Consider the following 13,965-nt stretch of genomic DNA (forward strand, 5'->3'; position numbering starts at 1 on the left):
CTTGCGGCAGCGGGGGCTTTTTTGTCGGCGCTTATTCGGCCGGGGTCTTGCCCTGGCGCTTCTCGATGATGTCTACCAGGCGCTTGGCCAGCGCCGGGTAGTTCTCGTCGAAGTGATGGCCGCCAGGCAGCTTCACGGCTTCGCCAACGGCGGTCTTCTCGGTGCAGCCGCTCTCGTCGACTTCCTCGGCACCGTAGATGCACACCACTTTGTCGGCCGGCAGCTTGGCCATTTCCGGGCCGGTAGCGGCTTCTTTACCGGCGTTGCCCAACCAGCCTTCCACTTCGATCTCGAAGCTGCCGGTGCGGGCGAAGGCCAGCAGGATGATCGCGTCTACGCGCTGCTGCTCGCTTTCCGGCAGGCGGTTGTAGATCGCCGGCAACACGTCGGCGCCGAACGAGTAACCGGTCAACACGAAACGCTTGGTACCCCACTTCTGCCGGTAGTGCTGCATCAGCTCGGCGAGGTCCTTGGCGCTTTGTTCCGGGGTCTTGTGCTGCCAGTAGTAGCGCAGGGTGTCGATGCCCACCACCGGGTAGCCGATCTTGGCCATTTCACCGGCCACGTCGCGGTCCAGGTCACGCCAGCCGCCGTCACCGGAGAGGAACAGGGTGACGGTGTCCTTGGCCTGGCCTGCGGGCACTTCGACCACCGGGATTGCCAGGCCGCCGTTGTCCGAGCCCACCAGTTGCTTGCGCAGTTCGTTGTTCAGCACTTGTGGGTAGTGAACGTCGTAGTCACTGATGCTGGTGGTCGCGCGCGGTGTATCGCGTACGAAACTGGCGGCATCGTCGTCAGGGTTATCGTTCCAGGCCACCAGCCAACTGCCGTGGGCCGAGGTTTTCGGCAGCGGGTCGTTGCAGCCAGGCTGCACCAGCGCGAAGCCAACGGAGATGGCATTGGCCTTGTCGTCGTTCTGTGCGGCCAGCCAGCGCCACGCCAGGGCTGCACCCGGGCCGATGCCGCTGACCAGGGTCGCCGGGCCGGCAAGTTGGCCCAGGGCGGTTTGCAGGGCTTGTTCCTGCAGCTTGCAGTCATCCTTGGGCAGGACCACTTGGACGATCTGCGCTGCGCCGCCCTGGCTCAGGGCGATCAGCTGGCTGTCGGTCAGGGTTTCGTCGGCCAGTACGGCCACGGCCACCCGGGCTTTGGGTGCGGCGCCCGGGGTAACGCGGGTCAGGACCGTGCCGTCAGCCTGTGGCAGTTGTTCCAGAGTCGGTTGCGGTGCAGGGCGATTCCAGTACCAGTAACCGCCACCGAGGATCAGTGCCAGTACCACCAAAAATGCCAATACATACCGCCAGGAGCGTCGAATCATCAGCGTTTCACCAATCCAGTCAAGCCGCCCGCAATCAGGGCGGCGGTGTCGGCCAGTGCCACCAGCGGATCAAGTCCTGCGGGCACGGCCATATAACGGGGTTCCCAGTCAGGCTGGAACTTGTCTTTGAAGCGGCGCAAACCTTGGAAGTTATACAGTTGCTCGCCACGGCGGAACACCATCGAGCCCAGGCGTTGGGTCAGCGGCGCGCCACGTCGTGGTTGCAGGCCCGACAACGGCACCATGCCGAGGCTGAAGCGGGCGTAGCCATGGTTCTTATAATGTTGAATCAGGCCAACCATCATGAATTCCATGGTCAGTTTTGGCGCGTCCGGGTGCGCACGCATCAGGTCGAGACTGGCCAGGTCGTGGCTGTAGGTCTCAAGCAGGTTCGCAAACGCTACCGGGCGCCCTTCGAAGCGAATGATCGCTATGCGAAAGTGCTTGAGGTAGTCGTCGCTGAATCGTCCCAGGGAGAAGCCTTTTTCCCGCACGTTCTTGCCGGTCAGCCAGGCGTCGGAGATGACTTTCAGCTCCTCCATCGGGGCTTGGCCGGGTTCGTGGATCTCCAGGGACAGGCCGTCGCGAGTCCCGCGGTTCCAGGTGTAGCGCAGGTCCTTCATCTCTTTGCCCTTGGCTTCCAGGTCAAAGCGTTTGAGGTCCACCCGGGCTTCTTCGCCCAGTTTGATCGCGGTCAGGCCGATGTCCATGTAGTACGGCAGGTTCTCTGCGCGCACCTGGTAGAACACCGGGCGGGCGTGGTGGATGTCGCACAGGTCGCGGAACTGCCAGATCATCTCGGCCCGTTGCAGGGTCGGGCCGATCGGGTCATACAAGGCCACCAGGCTGCGACCGCGACGCGCGTACATCAGGAACGCTTCGTCGTTGGGATGAAACAGCAGGGCTTTGTCGCCGGTCAGTGCCAGGCCGCCATCGGGTTGGGCCGAGTTCATCAGGATCTTGGTGGCGCGTTCCAGCTCATCGGGTGTCGGCAAGTGGATGATCGGGCGCGCCGTGCGCAGCAACCAAGTCAGCGACACCACCACCAGCACCACGGCAGCGCCCAGCAGCGAACGCAGGCCACGCGGGGCGTTGGCATCCAGGGTGAACTGCCACCACAGCTGATGGCTGTAGGGCACGTCCTGGTAGGCGAACAGCAGCAGCCAGATCGACGCACCGAGCACGCACACGCTGGCCACCAGGTACAGCGGCGAGAACGGCAGTTCGGTCAGGCGGCTGGCGCGATAGAACGAGCGCCGAAAGATTGCCAGCAGCACTGCGGTCATGGTCATCAGGCTGGCTTCTTCCCAGTCGAAACCCTTGAGCAGAGAGAGCAGGGCGCCGGTCAGCAACAGCACCATGGTCAGCATCCACGCAGCGGACAACCGGCGACGCAGGCCTTGGGCCAAGAGCAGGCACAGCACGCCGATCAGGCTGGCACCAAAGTGCGAAGCGTCAATCAGGCGATGAGGAATCAGGAAGCCGATGTTTTCCAGGCGTGAGTCGATTTCCGGGGTTGCGCCGGAAAACAGCAGGACCACGCCTGACAAAAAAACCAGTACGGCCAGGATCGGTGCTGCGAGGCCCGAGGCCGCGCGCAGGCTTTGTTGCGTATGGAACAGGCGCTGGGCTTCATTGACCAGCAGGAACACACAGGCGATCAACAGCGGCAGCACCACATAGATCATCCGGTACAGCAGCAATGCGGCGGCCAATGGTGCGGCACCGAGCTTGTCGGCAAAGGCTGCCAGCAGGATCGCTTCGAACACCCCGACGCCGCCCGGCACATGGCTGAGTACGCCGGCGGCCAGGGCCAGCAGGTACACCAGCAGGAACGGGCCGAAGGGCGGCGCTTCGGGCAGCAGCAAGTACAGCACGGTGGCGGCAGCGGCGACGTCGAGGGCGGTGATGATCAGTTGCAGGAAGGTCAGGCGGCGGCCCGGCAGGCGCAGCGTGCGGCGCCCGGCCTTGACCAGCAGGTTGTCCGGGTAAGGTTGCTCTGGCAGGCGGCGACGGTAGATGCCCACGCACAGCGCTACCGTCAACAACAGCACCGCGCCTGCGATACCGCCGAGCAGGCTCGCGGGTAAATGCAGTGCACTGGAGGCGGCGGGCAGGTTGCTCAAGGTGGCCAGCGCAGCCAACGGCGGCAGGGCGCAACCCAGGGCGAGGCTGGCAAACACGGTCATGCGCGCCACTTCTGAGGCGCCGATGCCATACCGTGCATATAGACGGTAGCGAACCGAGCCGCCCGAGAGCATCGACAGGCCAATGGCGTTGCCGATGGCAAAGGCCGTAAAGCCGCCGTAGGCCAGGGTCTTGGCCGGCAGTTTCACGCCGGCATAGCGGGCGCCGGAAAATTCATAACCCAACAGGATGATAAAGCCGGCGACGGCGGCACCGAATGCGCCCAGCAAGGCAGGCTTGGGCACTTCCAGGATCGAATCGTGGAGCGCGTACAGGTCCAGCTCAAGCAGCAGGTGGCGACAGGCGATAAGGGCGATTGCGAACAGCAACAACGTGACGCCCAGCCCGATGGGTTGGCGATATTTGCTCAACAGATCCAGCCAGCGCAATCGGGTGGGAGTGATCGGTTGTGTCGCTGTGACAGTGTCTTGTGGTTCAGACGAGTTGGCGCGCATCAATCACCTCGTGGATTGTGCGCGACAGGATGGAGGTATCCAGCCAAGTTACCAATCCCTATGGACAAAATAATCACAAATATTAACGCGGATCGCGAAGTGCAGCGACAGCGCCCATTGGTCGTAGAAGGACAGTGCTTGAAGACTTAGCATAGCTTGCAATGAGATGGACTCTACAAACCGTGTACGGTTTCATGAAAGATGCCATGCCATTGTTTCAAAAGGACTTTTTCATCAGATACAAAAAAGGCCACTCTTTCGAGCAGCCTTTTTTGATGTTTGGTTGCGGGAGCCGGATTTGAACCGACGACCTTCGGGTTATGAGCCCGACGAGCTACCAGACTGCTCCATCCCGCGTCTGTGTGTCGGCATTCTACAGAGGAACGCGAGTGTGTCAACCGTTGATTCAAAGAAAAGCGCTTGTGGTTCAATCGGTTAGCTCAAAAAGGTGGCCTGTTGATCGGCTCGGGGCCAGTCTGGCCGAGGCTTTCAGCTCTATTGGGGGATGGGTTTCGATTGAGAAAATGAATTCATCTACGAATTTTCCTACCGCTTAGACGGAAGAATCAAACTACTGGTGCTATATACAGGTGCGAGTGAGATACTTGCCGCCTGTTCATTTTCTGCCCAGAACCACTGCCTTATATATGACGCAGCGCAAAATCATCCACGTTGACTGTGATTGCTTCTACGCCGCCATCGAGATGCGCGACGACCCGACCCTGGCGCAAAAGCCCTTGGCGGTGGGCGGCTCGGCAGACCGTCGTGGTGTGATCGCGACCTGCAACTATGAAGCGCGAGCCTACGGCGTGCGTTCGGCCATGTCGTCCCGGCATGCCTTGAAGCTGTGCCCGGACCTGACCATCGTCAAGCCGCGCATGGACGCCTATAAAGAAGCGTCAAAGGAAATCCAGACGATCTTTCGCGACTACACCGACTTGATCGAGCCCTTGTCCCTGGACGAAGCCTACCTGGACGTTTCCGACAGCCCGCATTTTGGTGGCAGTGCAACGCGCATTGCCCAGGATATTCGCCGGCGCGTTTCCAACCAATTGCACATCACCGTTTCCGCCGGCGTGGCGCCGAACAAGTTTCTCGCCAAGATCGCCAGCGACTGGAAAAAGCCCAACGGGCTGTTCGTGATTACTCCGGATCAAGTCGAAGACTTCGTCTCGGCGCTGCCGGTGAAAAAGCTCCACGGCGTAGGCAAGGTGACGGCCGACAAACTGACGCGGCTGGGCATTGAGGACTGCCTGCAACTGCGGGAGTGGAACAAGCTGGCGTTGGTGCGTGAATTTGGCAGCTTTGGCGAAAGGCTTTGGAGTCTTGCCCGTGGGATCGATGACCGGGTGGTGCAGAACGACAACCGCCGGCAATCCATCAGCGTCGAAAACACTTACGACGTCGACCTGCCGGACTTGCCCAGTTGTCTGGAAAAACTGCCTGAGTTGATGGAAACCCTGGCCGGGCGCATGGCACGCATCGACAGCAGCTATCGGGCGGGCAAGCCGTTCGTCAAAGTAAAGTTTCACGACTTTACCCAAACCACGCTGGAGCAGGCCGGGGCAGGGCGGGACCTGGAGAGTTACCAGCAGTTGCTGACCCAAGCGTTTAATCGCGGCGCCAAGCCGGTGCGATTGTTGGGGATTGGGGTACGTTTGCTGGATTTGAGCAACGGCAACGAACAGCTTGAGCTGTCCTGGTAGGTTATCCGCGTAGCAGCTGTCGAGCCCCAGCGAGGCTGCGTCAGCGGTGCATCAGGTAAAACGCCGACGCAGCCTCGCTGGGGCTCGACAGCTGCTACGGGAAATTAGCGTGCCTCGGGATCCGCCACCAGGCGCCCGGCATCCTTGGTCAATGCCTGCACAAATTCCTGCTGCAACTCCGGGTCATTGCGGGTCAGTTCGATCAGGCTTTGTTCCAGCTCGCTGGCTTCTTCTTCCAGGCCCAGCTCCGACAGGCGCTTGACCCGGTGCACCCACTCGTTGACTTCGTCATCTTCCAGGTCGTCGTAGATCAACCCATGAGCTTCGAGCAATTTGCCCCGCAGCGTGCTGCTGACAGCCAGGGATGAGTCCGAATGCACGTCATCCTGGGCATCCTCGACACTGATCTTAAGGGTGCTGATGCGGTTCAGGTCCTGCTCGGCAAACGGGCTGTCCAACAGGTTCAGGCGCAGTACGCCGTTACGGTCGGTGGTCAGCTCATGGGTTTGCTTGCCGGCGGTTACCTGCACCGGACGTTCGCTCCAGGGCAGGCTCGAATACTCCACGCGCTTGTCGCGCTGGACTTCATCGATCCCCGCCAGGTTCTGTTGCGCGCGGCCGCTGGATTGCACGTTCATGAACGGGTTGATCCCGTCCACGCCATAGTTGAGCCAATCGCGGGTCATGCTCGCAGGCAGGTTGCCCAGGGCGAAGATATTCGCCACGTTGGCGCCCACGCCCGCCACCAGCGCGACCGCGCCGAAGGGCATCTCATAGAGCTTGCGCCAAGGCTGGTAAGGCGTGTAGCGGTCGTAGCGACGGGTGACTTCGAATTCGGTGACCTCAAAGGTCTTTTGCTCGTGAATGCGCACCCGGCGTTGCGGCAGCTCCAGCACCTTGGGCTCGCCCACATCGATCTGCAGGCTGTGATCGAGCAATTTGCGCTCGATACGTTCCTCGTGCTCGCTGCGTTGCGACATTTGGTTGGCGCAGCCGCTGACCAGCAGGGCGCCACATAACGTGGCGCCCCCCAGGGCTATGGTGTTTCGCTTGAACATGACGACTCTTGATCTGGTTTTCAGCGACGAATACGCGCCTGAAGGAAAGACAGCACGTCAGCCACCGGCAACGGTTGGGCTTCGGCTTCGGTCCGGCTCTTGTATTCCAGATTGCCATCGGCCAGGCCGCGGTCACTGACCACGATTCGGTGCGGGATGCCAATCAGTTCCATGTCGGCGAATTTGATGCCCGGGCTGGTTTTCTTGTCCCGATCATCCAGCAACACTTCGAAGCCGGCAGCCGTCAGTTCGGCGTACAGCTTGTCGGTGGCTTCGCGTACTTGCTCGGTTTCATAGCGCAGCGGTACCAAAGCAACCTGGAAAGGCGCCAGGGCGTCGCTCCAGATGATGCCTTTCTCGTCGTTGTTCTGCTCGATGGCAGCCGCGACCACGCGGGATACGCCAATGCCGTAGCAGCCCATTTCGAGGGTGATCGGCTTGCCGTTCTCGCCCAGCACTTCGCACTTCATCGCCTTGCTGTACTTGTTGCCCAGCTGGAAGATGTGCCCGACTTCGATGCCGCGCTTGATTTCCAGAGTGCCCTTGCCGTCCGGGCTCGGGTCGCCTGCCACCACGTTGCGCAGGTCGGCCACGGTCGGAACTGGCAGGTCACGCTCCCAGTTCACGCCAAAGTAGTGCTTGTCATCGATGTTGGCACCGATACCGAAGTCGCTCATCAGCTCTACCGAGCGGTCGATGATGATCGGCAGCGGCAGGTTCAGCGGGCCCAGGGAACCGGCGCCGGCGCCAATGGCGTCGCGCAGTTCGGCGTCGGTGGCCATCACCAGCGGGTTGGCCACGCCTGGCTGCTGGCCGGCCTTGATTTCGTTGAGCTCGTGGTCACCACGGATCACCAGGGCGATCAGCTTGCCTTCTTCCTCGGCACGCACGATCAGGGTCTTGATGGTCTTTTCGATCGGCAGATTGAATTTCTCCACCAGGGCCGCGATGGTCTTGGTCTCAGGCGTATCCACCAGGCGCAGCTCTTCGCTTGGCGCCGGGCGGGACGTTTCCCGTGGCACGGCTTCGGCTTTCTCGATGTTCGCCGCATAGTCCGAAGCGTTGCTGAACGCGATGTCGTCTTCACCGGATTCGGCCAGCACGTGGAACTCGTGGGAGCCGGCACCGCCGATGGAGCCGTTGTCGGCTTCAACCGGGCGGAACTTCAGGCCCAGGCGGGTGAACACGTTGCAGTAAGCGGTGTGCATGCGGTCGTAGGTGACCTGCAGGGACGCCTGGTCCGGGTGGAACGAGTAGGCGTCCTTCATGATGAATTCGCGGCCGCGCATCAAACCGAAGCGTGGACGGATTTCATCACGGAACTTGGTCTGGATCTGATACAGGTTCAGCGGCAGCTGTTTATAGCTGCTCAACTCGTTGCGCATCAGGTCGGTGATCACTTCTTCGTGGGTCGGGCCGGCGCAAAAGTCGCGGCCATGACGATCCTTGAAGCGCAGCAATTCAGGGCCGTACTCTTCCCAGCGCCCGGATTCCTGCCACAGCTCGGCCGGTTGGGTGCTCGGCATCAACACTTCCAGAGAGCCGGCGGCGTTCATTTCTTCACGAACGATGGCTTCGACCTTGCGCATTACCTTCAAGCCCATGGGCAGCCAGGTGTACAGGCCCGAGGCCAGTTTGCGGATCATGCCGGCGCGCAGCATCAGCTGGTGGCTGATCACGACCGCGTCGGAAGGCGTTTCTTTCTGTGTGGCGAGCAAATATTGACTGGTGCGCATGGTAGGCCGTTGTCGGTTGCTTGGACTTGAAATGACTTGGGATTGTACGGGCGCTTGCTGCCGACGTACAGGCATCTGGTTGCTGGAGCGGGGCTTCTGTGGGAGCTGGCTTGCCTGCGATGCAGGCAACACGGTGTGTCAGTTACACCGCGGTGATGCAATCGCAGGCAAGCCAGCTCCTACGGTGATTCGTTTTCCTCAGGAGGATTCAAGCGAATCCGCCGGCTTTCCTGAAACCAGTGCAAGGCGATCAGGATAAGCGTCGGCACACCCAGCAGGCAGGTGATCATGAAGAAGTTGTGGTAACCGAACTTCTCGACCATCACCCCCGAATACCCGCCGATCAGCCGTGGCAGCAGCAGCATGATCGAACTGAGCAAGGCATATTGAGTGGCGGAGAACTTCAGGTTGGTCAGGCTCGACAGGTACGCAACAAACGCCGAAGTCGCCATGCCCGAACTGAAGTTGTCCAGGGAGATGGTGAAGATCAGCATCTGCAGGTCCGGGCCCATGTCGGCGAGCATCACGAACAGCAGGTTGGTGCCGGCCGATGCGATGCCGCCGATAAACAGGATCGGCAGGATCCCGAAGCGCACGATCAGCAGACCGCCCATGCCCGCACCCAGCAAGGTCATGATCAGGCCGAATACCTTGCTGACCCCGGCGATCTGGTCCTTGGTAAAACCCTGGTCGATATAGAACACGTTGGCCATGACGCCCATCACCGTGTCCGACATGCGGTAGGTAGCAATCAGCCCCAGCAGCAGGAAGGCCTGCCAGCGGTAGCGCAGAATAAAGTCGTTGACCGGCGTGAGCACCGGCGCCAGGCCCCGGCGGCCCATGGTCGACAGGCACAGGGTGGTCAGGATGATATAGAGGATGGCCCGCAGGAACGCGCGGTCTTCCAGCAGCAAGTCCAGCAGGCTGACACCATGGAACAGCACGCTGGCGAAATCCGTGTTGTACAGCTGGGTAAACATCGCCGGTACCGACACCAGCAGCACGATCAGCACGAACACCGACATTAGCTGGTGCGCAAAACTGTAGCGCCCGGCCTGCAGTTGGGTACGCAGTGGCACATTGGGTTCGCGCATGAACAGGGTCGTCAGCAGCGCAGGCACCATCAGCACCCCAAACAGCACATACGTGCCCGCCCATGCCGAGTGCTTATAGTTGAACCCGGTGGAGCCGAAGCCTTCCGCGAAAAACAGCGCGCCAGCGGTGGCCAGCAGCGCGGCGATCCGGTAGCCAGACATATAGCTGGCAGCCAGCGCAGCCTGGCGGCTGTCATCGGCGATTTCCAGGCGGTAGGCGTCTACAGCGATATCTTGGGTGGCGGAAGCGAAGGCGACGATTACGGCGATGGCGATCAGCCAGGAAAGGTGCTTTTGCGGATCGCAAAAGCCCATGCCGATCAATCCGAGGATCACCAACGTCTGGGACAGCACCAACCAGGACCGACGACGTCCGAGCTTGCCGAGCAGTGGCAGGCGCCATTGGTCGAGCAAGGGTGACCAGACCCACTTGAAGGCATAGGCCAGGCCGATCAGGCTCGCGTAACCGATGGTTTCGCGGGCCACACCGGCCTCGCGCAACCATACCGAAAGCGTCGAGAACACCAACATATAAGGCAAGCCGGCAGCAAAGCCGAGCAGCAACAGCACTAACGTCGAGGGGCTGGCATAGGCGGCGAGCGCGGCGCGCCAGGTTTTACGGGGCATGGGCTGGAGTCTGCCTCAGAATTACGCAAATAAAGCGCGCACTCTAACCGCTGTGCTCTACCGGGCGCCAGCCATGGCGCTGAATATCAACGCGATTGTTTCGGATGGTGACGCCTTCGCCGCGCAAACGCGCGCGTTGCTCGTCCCCCGAGGCACTGCCCACCGGCAGACTTATCCGACCACCGGCACCCAACACGCGATGCCAGGGCAGTTTGGTGCCATCGGGCAGTTGGCTCAGGGTGCGGCCTACCCAGCGCGCGGCGCGACCCAAACCGGCGAGGTGCGCCAGCTCCCCGTAGCTGATTACGCAGCCTTCGGGCACTTGGGCAAGGGTCAGGTACAGCACGGTGCGGCGCATTTCGGCCGGGGTCTGTGGGGTGTCGGATGTTTCGGTAAAGGTGGGCATATCCGATGAAAATATCCGTCTATTCGTAGGAAATGTCTGCAAATGTAACGCTGAGAACGGAACTCGATACCAATACCCGAGTCAGTCCTTGCTAAGAAGTTATCCAACCCGATAATGCCCGTTTTTTCGCCAAACTCGAGCCCCATATCCGCTTATGTTGTCCAGAACCCTGCTGTGCCTCGCTGTTTTCAGCGCTTCCACGCCGCTGCTCGCCGATACCGTCTGGTTGAAGAACGGTGACCGCCTGACCGGCAAAATCAAGGTTTTCGACGGTGGCAAGCTGCTGATCCAGACCGACTACGCGGGTGCGATCCCGGTGGACTGGAAGCAGGTCAAGACCCTGGAAAGCGACCAGGAGCTTCTGGTCAAGCAGGACGCCTACTCCGGCGAAAAGGCCAAATCCCTGAAGGCGGCCGACGACGGCAAGGTTATCCTGGCCAACGGCGAGGCGCCCAAGACCGTCGAACTGGCGAGCATCCAGCAGATCATCAAGCCCAAGCCCGTGATCGAAGACCTGGTGTGGAAGGGTAATATCGATATGGCGCTGGACTACAAACGCGCCGAAAACGACACCAACGACTACGACATCGACTTTAAGACCACCGCACGTCATGGCCAGTGGCGTCATACCGCCGAGGGCGAATACAACCGCGAATTCCAGGATGACGTGACCACCACTGACAACTGGGCGTTGGAATACGACCTGGACCGGTTTCTCACCGAACACTGGTTCTGGCAGGGCCGCTTGACCTACAAGCGCGACAAGGTTGAAGACCTGTCCCGCCAACGCACCGTGGGTACCGGCCCTGGCTATCAGTTCTGGGATGACGAACTGGGCGCGTTCTCCCTCGGTTCGCTGGTCAACCGCACCGATTACGAATACCAGGACGGCGGCAAAGACAATTTCTACTCGCTGGCTGCGAAGTGGAACTACAACCGCTTCCTGGTGGGCAAGACCGTTGAATTCTTCACCAATGGCGAGTTGGGCAAGCCGCTGTCGGGCCCGTCCAGCTACTCCCTGGATGCAGAAATGGGCTTGCGCTACAAAGTCACCGAGTGGGCCTCCCTCAACCTCAAGGCCGAGCGCGACATTATTAGTGGCGACTCGGAAAGTGCGTTGAGCAAGACCCGCTATACCGCAGGGTTCGGCGTCACCTGGTAAAAAGCCACTTGGTAAAAAACCACCTTGTAAAAAGCCGTCCGAGGCGTCAAAAGGCGTAACCCGCCGTCCAACTCCACGGTCTGCCCCATCTGTGACGGCTTGGGCCGCCTGCTCTCATTCGCCATGTCGCACAAATAGGCCCTGGTTTGCACACCATGGGCCTGGCAAGCGGCTACCGCCTCGTCGAGATTTTTCCTGATTGAGGGCCATCAGCGCCAAGTGTGCGTCTTTGCTTGCAAAATACTCGGCAGCGAAGCGGCCCAAACCCTGGCAACCGCCGGTGATAATGATTACTTTGTCGTTGAGATGCATTCGCAAGTCCTGTGGGCAGAATTAAGCGGCTATCCAGGTTTGTTTTTTGACGAAATTTATCAAAGGAGTCATAAGTTGAGCGAGCACGTTGCCAAAAATGCCCGAGAACTACTGCTCAAGGAATACCGGGGGGCACTGGCCACTCTGTCCAAGGCCATGCCCGGTTTCCCGTTTGGCTCAGTGGTGCCGTATTGCCTGGATGCCGAGGGCCGGCCGCTGATCCTGATCAGCCGCATCGCCCAGCACACCCACAATTTGCAAAAGGACCCCAAGTGCTCCCTGTTGGTTGGTGAGCGTGAGGCCGACGATGTGCAAGCGGTAGGGCGCCTGACCTACCTGGCCGAGGCCGAGAAACTCGAAGACAGCGCGGCAATTGAAGCTGCCGCCGAACGCTATTACCGCTATTTCCCGGATTCGGCGAACTACCACAAAGCCCATGATTTTGACTTCTGGGTGCTTAAGCCGGTACGTCACCGTTACATCGGCGGGTTTGGCGCGATCCACTGGGTTGACCAACTGGCCCTGGCCAATCCGTTCGCGGGCAAGGCCGAACTGAGCATGATCGAGCACATGAACAGCGACCACACCAAGGCCATCGCCCACTACGTCGAACTGGCCGGCTTGCCGACCTCCGAGCCTGCGCAATTGGCCGGTATCGACAGTGAAGGCATGCACTTGCGCATTGGCCAGGCACTTTATTGGCTGCCGTTTGCCGAGCCTTGCAACACGCCGACACAAGTACGCGAAGCCTTGGTTTTCCTGGCTCACGCTGAGGTCTGGCCGAAAAAAACAGGCGCTGAAGCTTGAATTCACGAAACGGCGACGTCATCTAAGGTGAAGTAGCAAGGCATTCTTGCGTTGAGGAACCATTTGATGCGCCCTTTTTTGTTGCTCTTTTTGTTGTTTCCAGTGCTGGAGCTGTTCGTATTCGTACAAGTCAGTGGGGCAATCGGGTTTTTCCCGGCGCTGCTGCTGATCATTCTCGGCTCGATGCTCGGCGTTCTGGTGCTGCGCGTCGCCGGCCTGGCCACGGCGCTGCGTGCCCGTGAAAGCCTGAATCGCGGCGAACTGCCGGCCCAGACCATGCTCGAAGGCCTGATGATGGCGTTGGCCGGTGGCTTATTGATACTGCCGGGCTTTATCAGCGACGTAGTGGGCCTGGTAATGTTGCTGCCATTCACTCGCAAGCTGTTGGCGGGCAAGATGCGCCAGCGTGCCGAAGAGGCGGCGATCCGCCAGCGCGCCTTTGCCGACGACCTGCAACCCCGTGGTGGCCCGGCCCCGCGCCAGCCCCTGGGGCGTGAAGGTGATGTGATCGAAGGCGAGTTCGAACACCGCGACCCCAAGTAATCCGCTCACTGGCACGGCACCTGCGGGTGCCGTGTGGCTTTTAAAGACGCACCCGACACAAAAAATTTCATCCCTGCACCCTTGTAATAAGCTTATGCGCCCTTATGTAACGGTCACCGCAAGGTTTCTGGTGGCGACACCAGACAGACTTCCGCGTTTCGCGCCGCGAACCGCGACCGGCACCGCCGGAATTTAACCTGCCGGAATTGACACCGGCCGATGAAAAACACAATTAGGAGAGATCGACAATGAGCAAGCTTCGTCCTCTGCATGACCGCGTCGTCATCCGTCGCAGTGAAGAAGAAAAGAAAACCGCTGGCGGCATCGTTCTGCCAGGTTCGGCTGCTGAAAAAGCCAACCACGGTGTGATTCTCGCTGCTGGCCCAGGCAAAACCCTGGAAAACGGTGAAGTACGTGCGCTGGCTGTGAAAGTGGGTGACAAGGTTGTTTTCGGCCCTTACTCCGGCAGCAACACTGTGAAAATCGACGGCGAAGACCTGCTGGTAATGGCTGAGAACGAGATTCTCGCTGTTCTGGAAGGCTGATTTCCCCGC

At 60.3% G+C, this 13,965-nt stretch carries 11 protein-coding genes, 1 tRNA gene and 1 pseudogene; 5 read left to right on the forward strand and 8 right to left on the reverse strand.

The features are described 5' to 3' along the window. Positions 1-31 precede the first annotated feature (31 nt). The 3 genes from ACZRN6_RS03110 to ACZRN6_RS03120 all read right to left on the reverse strand — a co-directional run bounded on the left by ACZRN6_RS03110 (position 32) and on the right by ACZRN6_RS03120 (position 4,317). On the reverse strand, positions 32-1,318 hold the full coding sequence (locus tag ACZRN6_RS03110; RefSeq protein ID WP_322147166.1) for a virulence factor family protein: 1,287 nt from the start codon (positions 1,316-1,318) through the stop codon (positions 32-34). Further along, a complete protein-coding gene (gene mprF, locus ACZRN6_RS03115; RefSeq protein WP_464007191.1) occupies positions 1,318-3,960 on the reverse strand; it encodes a bifunctional lysylphosphatidylglycerol flippase/synthetase MprF in 2,643 nt (880 codons plus the stop codon). The genes ACZRN6_RS03110 and mprF overlap by 1 nt, the downstream gene beginning before the upstream one ends. A gap of 280 nt (positions 3,961-4,240) precedes the next feature. After that, positions 4,241-4,317 (reverse strand) — tRNA-Met (locus ACZRN6_RS03120). 290 nt (positions 4,318-4,607) lie between these two features. Here ACZRN6_RS03120 and dinB point away from each other — a divergent pair. Beyond that, entirely contained in the window at positions 4,608-5,666 is a 1,059-nt protein-coding gene (gene dinB, locus ACZRN6_RS03125; RefSeq protein WP_464007192.1) for a DNA polymerase IV, read from the forward strand. Positions 5,667-5,770: 104 nt separating this feature from the next. On the opposite strand, the gene ACZRN6_RS03130 is transcribed toward dinB, so the two are convergent. From ACZRN6_RS03130 to ACZRN6_RS03145, 4 genes are all read right to left on the reverse strand, one after another. Beyond that, a complete protein-coding gene (locus ACZRN6_RS03130) occupies positions 5,771-6,724 on the reverse strand; it encodes a hypothetical protein (RefSeq protein ID WP_464007193.1) in 954 nt (317 codons plus the stop codon). A gap of 20 nt (positions 6,725-6,744) precedes the next feature. After that, positions 6,745-8,460: a proline--tRNA ligase gene (locus ACZRN6_RS03135; RefSeq protein WP_322147162.1), complete on the reverse strand. Its 1,716-nt coding sequence runs from the start codon at positions 8,458-8,460 to the stop codon at positions 6,745-6,747. 179 nt (positions 8,461-8,639) lie between these two features. Next, entirely contained in the window at positions 8,640-10,181 is a 1,542-nt protein-coding gene (locus tag ACZRN6_RS03140; RefSeq protein WP_322147161.1) for an AmpG family muropeptide MFS transporter, read from the reverse strand. A 43-nt stretch (positions 10,182-10,224) separates the two neighbouring features. Continuing rightward, positions 10,225-10,587 (reverse strand): MGMT family protein, encoded by a 363-nt coding sequence (locus tag ACZRN6_RS03145; protein WP_464007194.1) that lies wholly within the window; start codon positions 10,585-10,587, stop codon positions 10,225-10,227. A 154-nt stretch (positions 10,588-10,741) separates the two neighbouring features. Between ACZRN6_RS03145 and ACZRN6_RS03150 the strand changes: the two genes are divergently transcribed. After that, positions 10,742-11,749, forward strand: coding sequence for a DUF481 domain-containing protein (locus ACZRN6_RS03150; RefSeq protein ID WP_322147159.1), 1,008 nt, complete (start codon positions 10,742-10,744; stop codon positions 11,747-11,749). 107 nt (positions 11,750-11,856) lie between these two features. On the opposite strand, the pseudogene ACZRN6_RS03155 reads toward ACZRN6_RS03150, so the two are convergent. Beyond that, positions 11,857-12,061, reverse strand: a pseudogene (locus tag ACZRN6_RS03155) (SDR family NAD(P)-dependent oxidoreductase); the annotation flags it as partial. Positions 12,062-12,136: 75 nt separating this feature from the next. On the opposite strand from ACZRN6_RS03155, the gene ACZRN6_RS03160 reads away from it, so the two are divergent. The 3 genes from ACZRN6_RS03160 (at position 12,137) to ACZRN6_RS03170 (ending at position 13,956) form a co-directional block, all read left to right on the forward strand. Next, positions 12,137-12,868, forward strand: coding sequence for a HugZ family pyridoxamine 5'-phosphate oxidase (locus ACZRN6_RS03160; protein ID WP_322147157.1), 732 nt, complete (start codon positions 12,137-12,139; stop codon positions 12,866-12,868). Between the two features lie 66 nt (positions 12,869-12,934). Continuing rightward, entirely contained in the window at positions 12,935-13,411 is a 477-nt protein-coding gene (locus ACZRN6_RS03165; protein WP_008433587.1) for an FxsA family protein, read from the forward strand. Between the two features lie 248 nt (positions 13,412-13,659). Next, positions 13,660-13,956 (forward strand): co-chaperone GroES, encoded by a 297-nt coding sequence (locus ACZRN6_RS03170; RefSeq protein WP_003208599.1) that lies wholly within the window; start codon positions 13,660-13,662, stop codon positions 13,954-13,956. The last annotated feature ends 9 nt before the right edge of the window (positions 13,957-13,965 follow it).

It is taken from the genome of Pseudomonas sp. A125 (assembly GCF_055409485.1).

Coding starts and splice junctions, on each gene's coding strand:
- ACZRN6_RS03165 (WP_008433587.1), top strand. CDS start 12,935: ATGCGCCCTTTTTTGTTGCTCTTTTTGTTGTTTCCAGTGCTGGAGCTG.
- ACZRN6_RS03110 (WP_322147166.1), bottom strand. CDS start 1,318: ATGATTCGACGCTCCTGGCGGTATGTATTGGCATTTTTGGTGGTACTG.
- ACZRN6_RS03130 (WP_464007193.1), bottom strand. CDS start 6,724: ATGTTCAAGCGAAACACCATAGCCCTGGGGGGCGCCACGTTATGTGGC.
- dinB (WP_464007192.1), top strand. CDS start 4,608: ATGACGCAGCGCAAAATCATCCACGTTGACTGTGATTGCTTCTACGCC.
- ACZRN6_RS03150 (WP_322147159.1), top strand. CDS start 10,742: ATGTTGTCCAGAACCCTGCTGTGCCTCGCTGTTTTCAGCGCTTCCACG.
- mprF (WP_464007191.1), bottom strand. CDS start 3,960: ATGCGCGCCAACTCGTCTGAACCACAAGACACTGTCACAGCGACACAA.
- ACZRN6_RS03170 (WP_003208599.1), top strand. CDS start 13,660: ATGAGCAAGCTTCGTCCTCTGCATGACCGCGTCGTCATCCGTCGCAGT.
- ACZRN6_RS03135 (WP_322147162.1), bottom strand. CDS start 8,460: ATGCGCACCAGTCAATATTTGCTCGCCACACAGAAAGAAACGCCTTCC.
- ACZRN6_RS03140 (WP_322147161.1), bottom strand. CDS start 10,181: ATGCCCCGTAAAACCTGGCGCGCCGCGCTCGCCGCCTATGCCAGCCCC.
- ACZRN6_RS03145 (WP_464007194.1), bottom strand. CDS start 10,587: ATGCCCACCTTTACCGAAACATCCGACACCCCACAGACCCCGGCCGAA.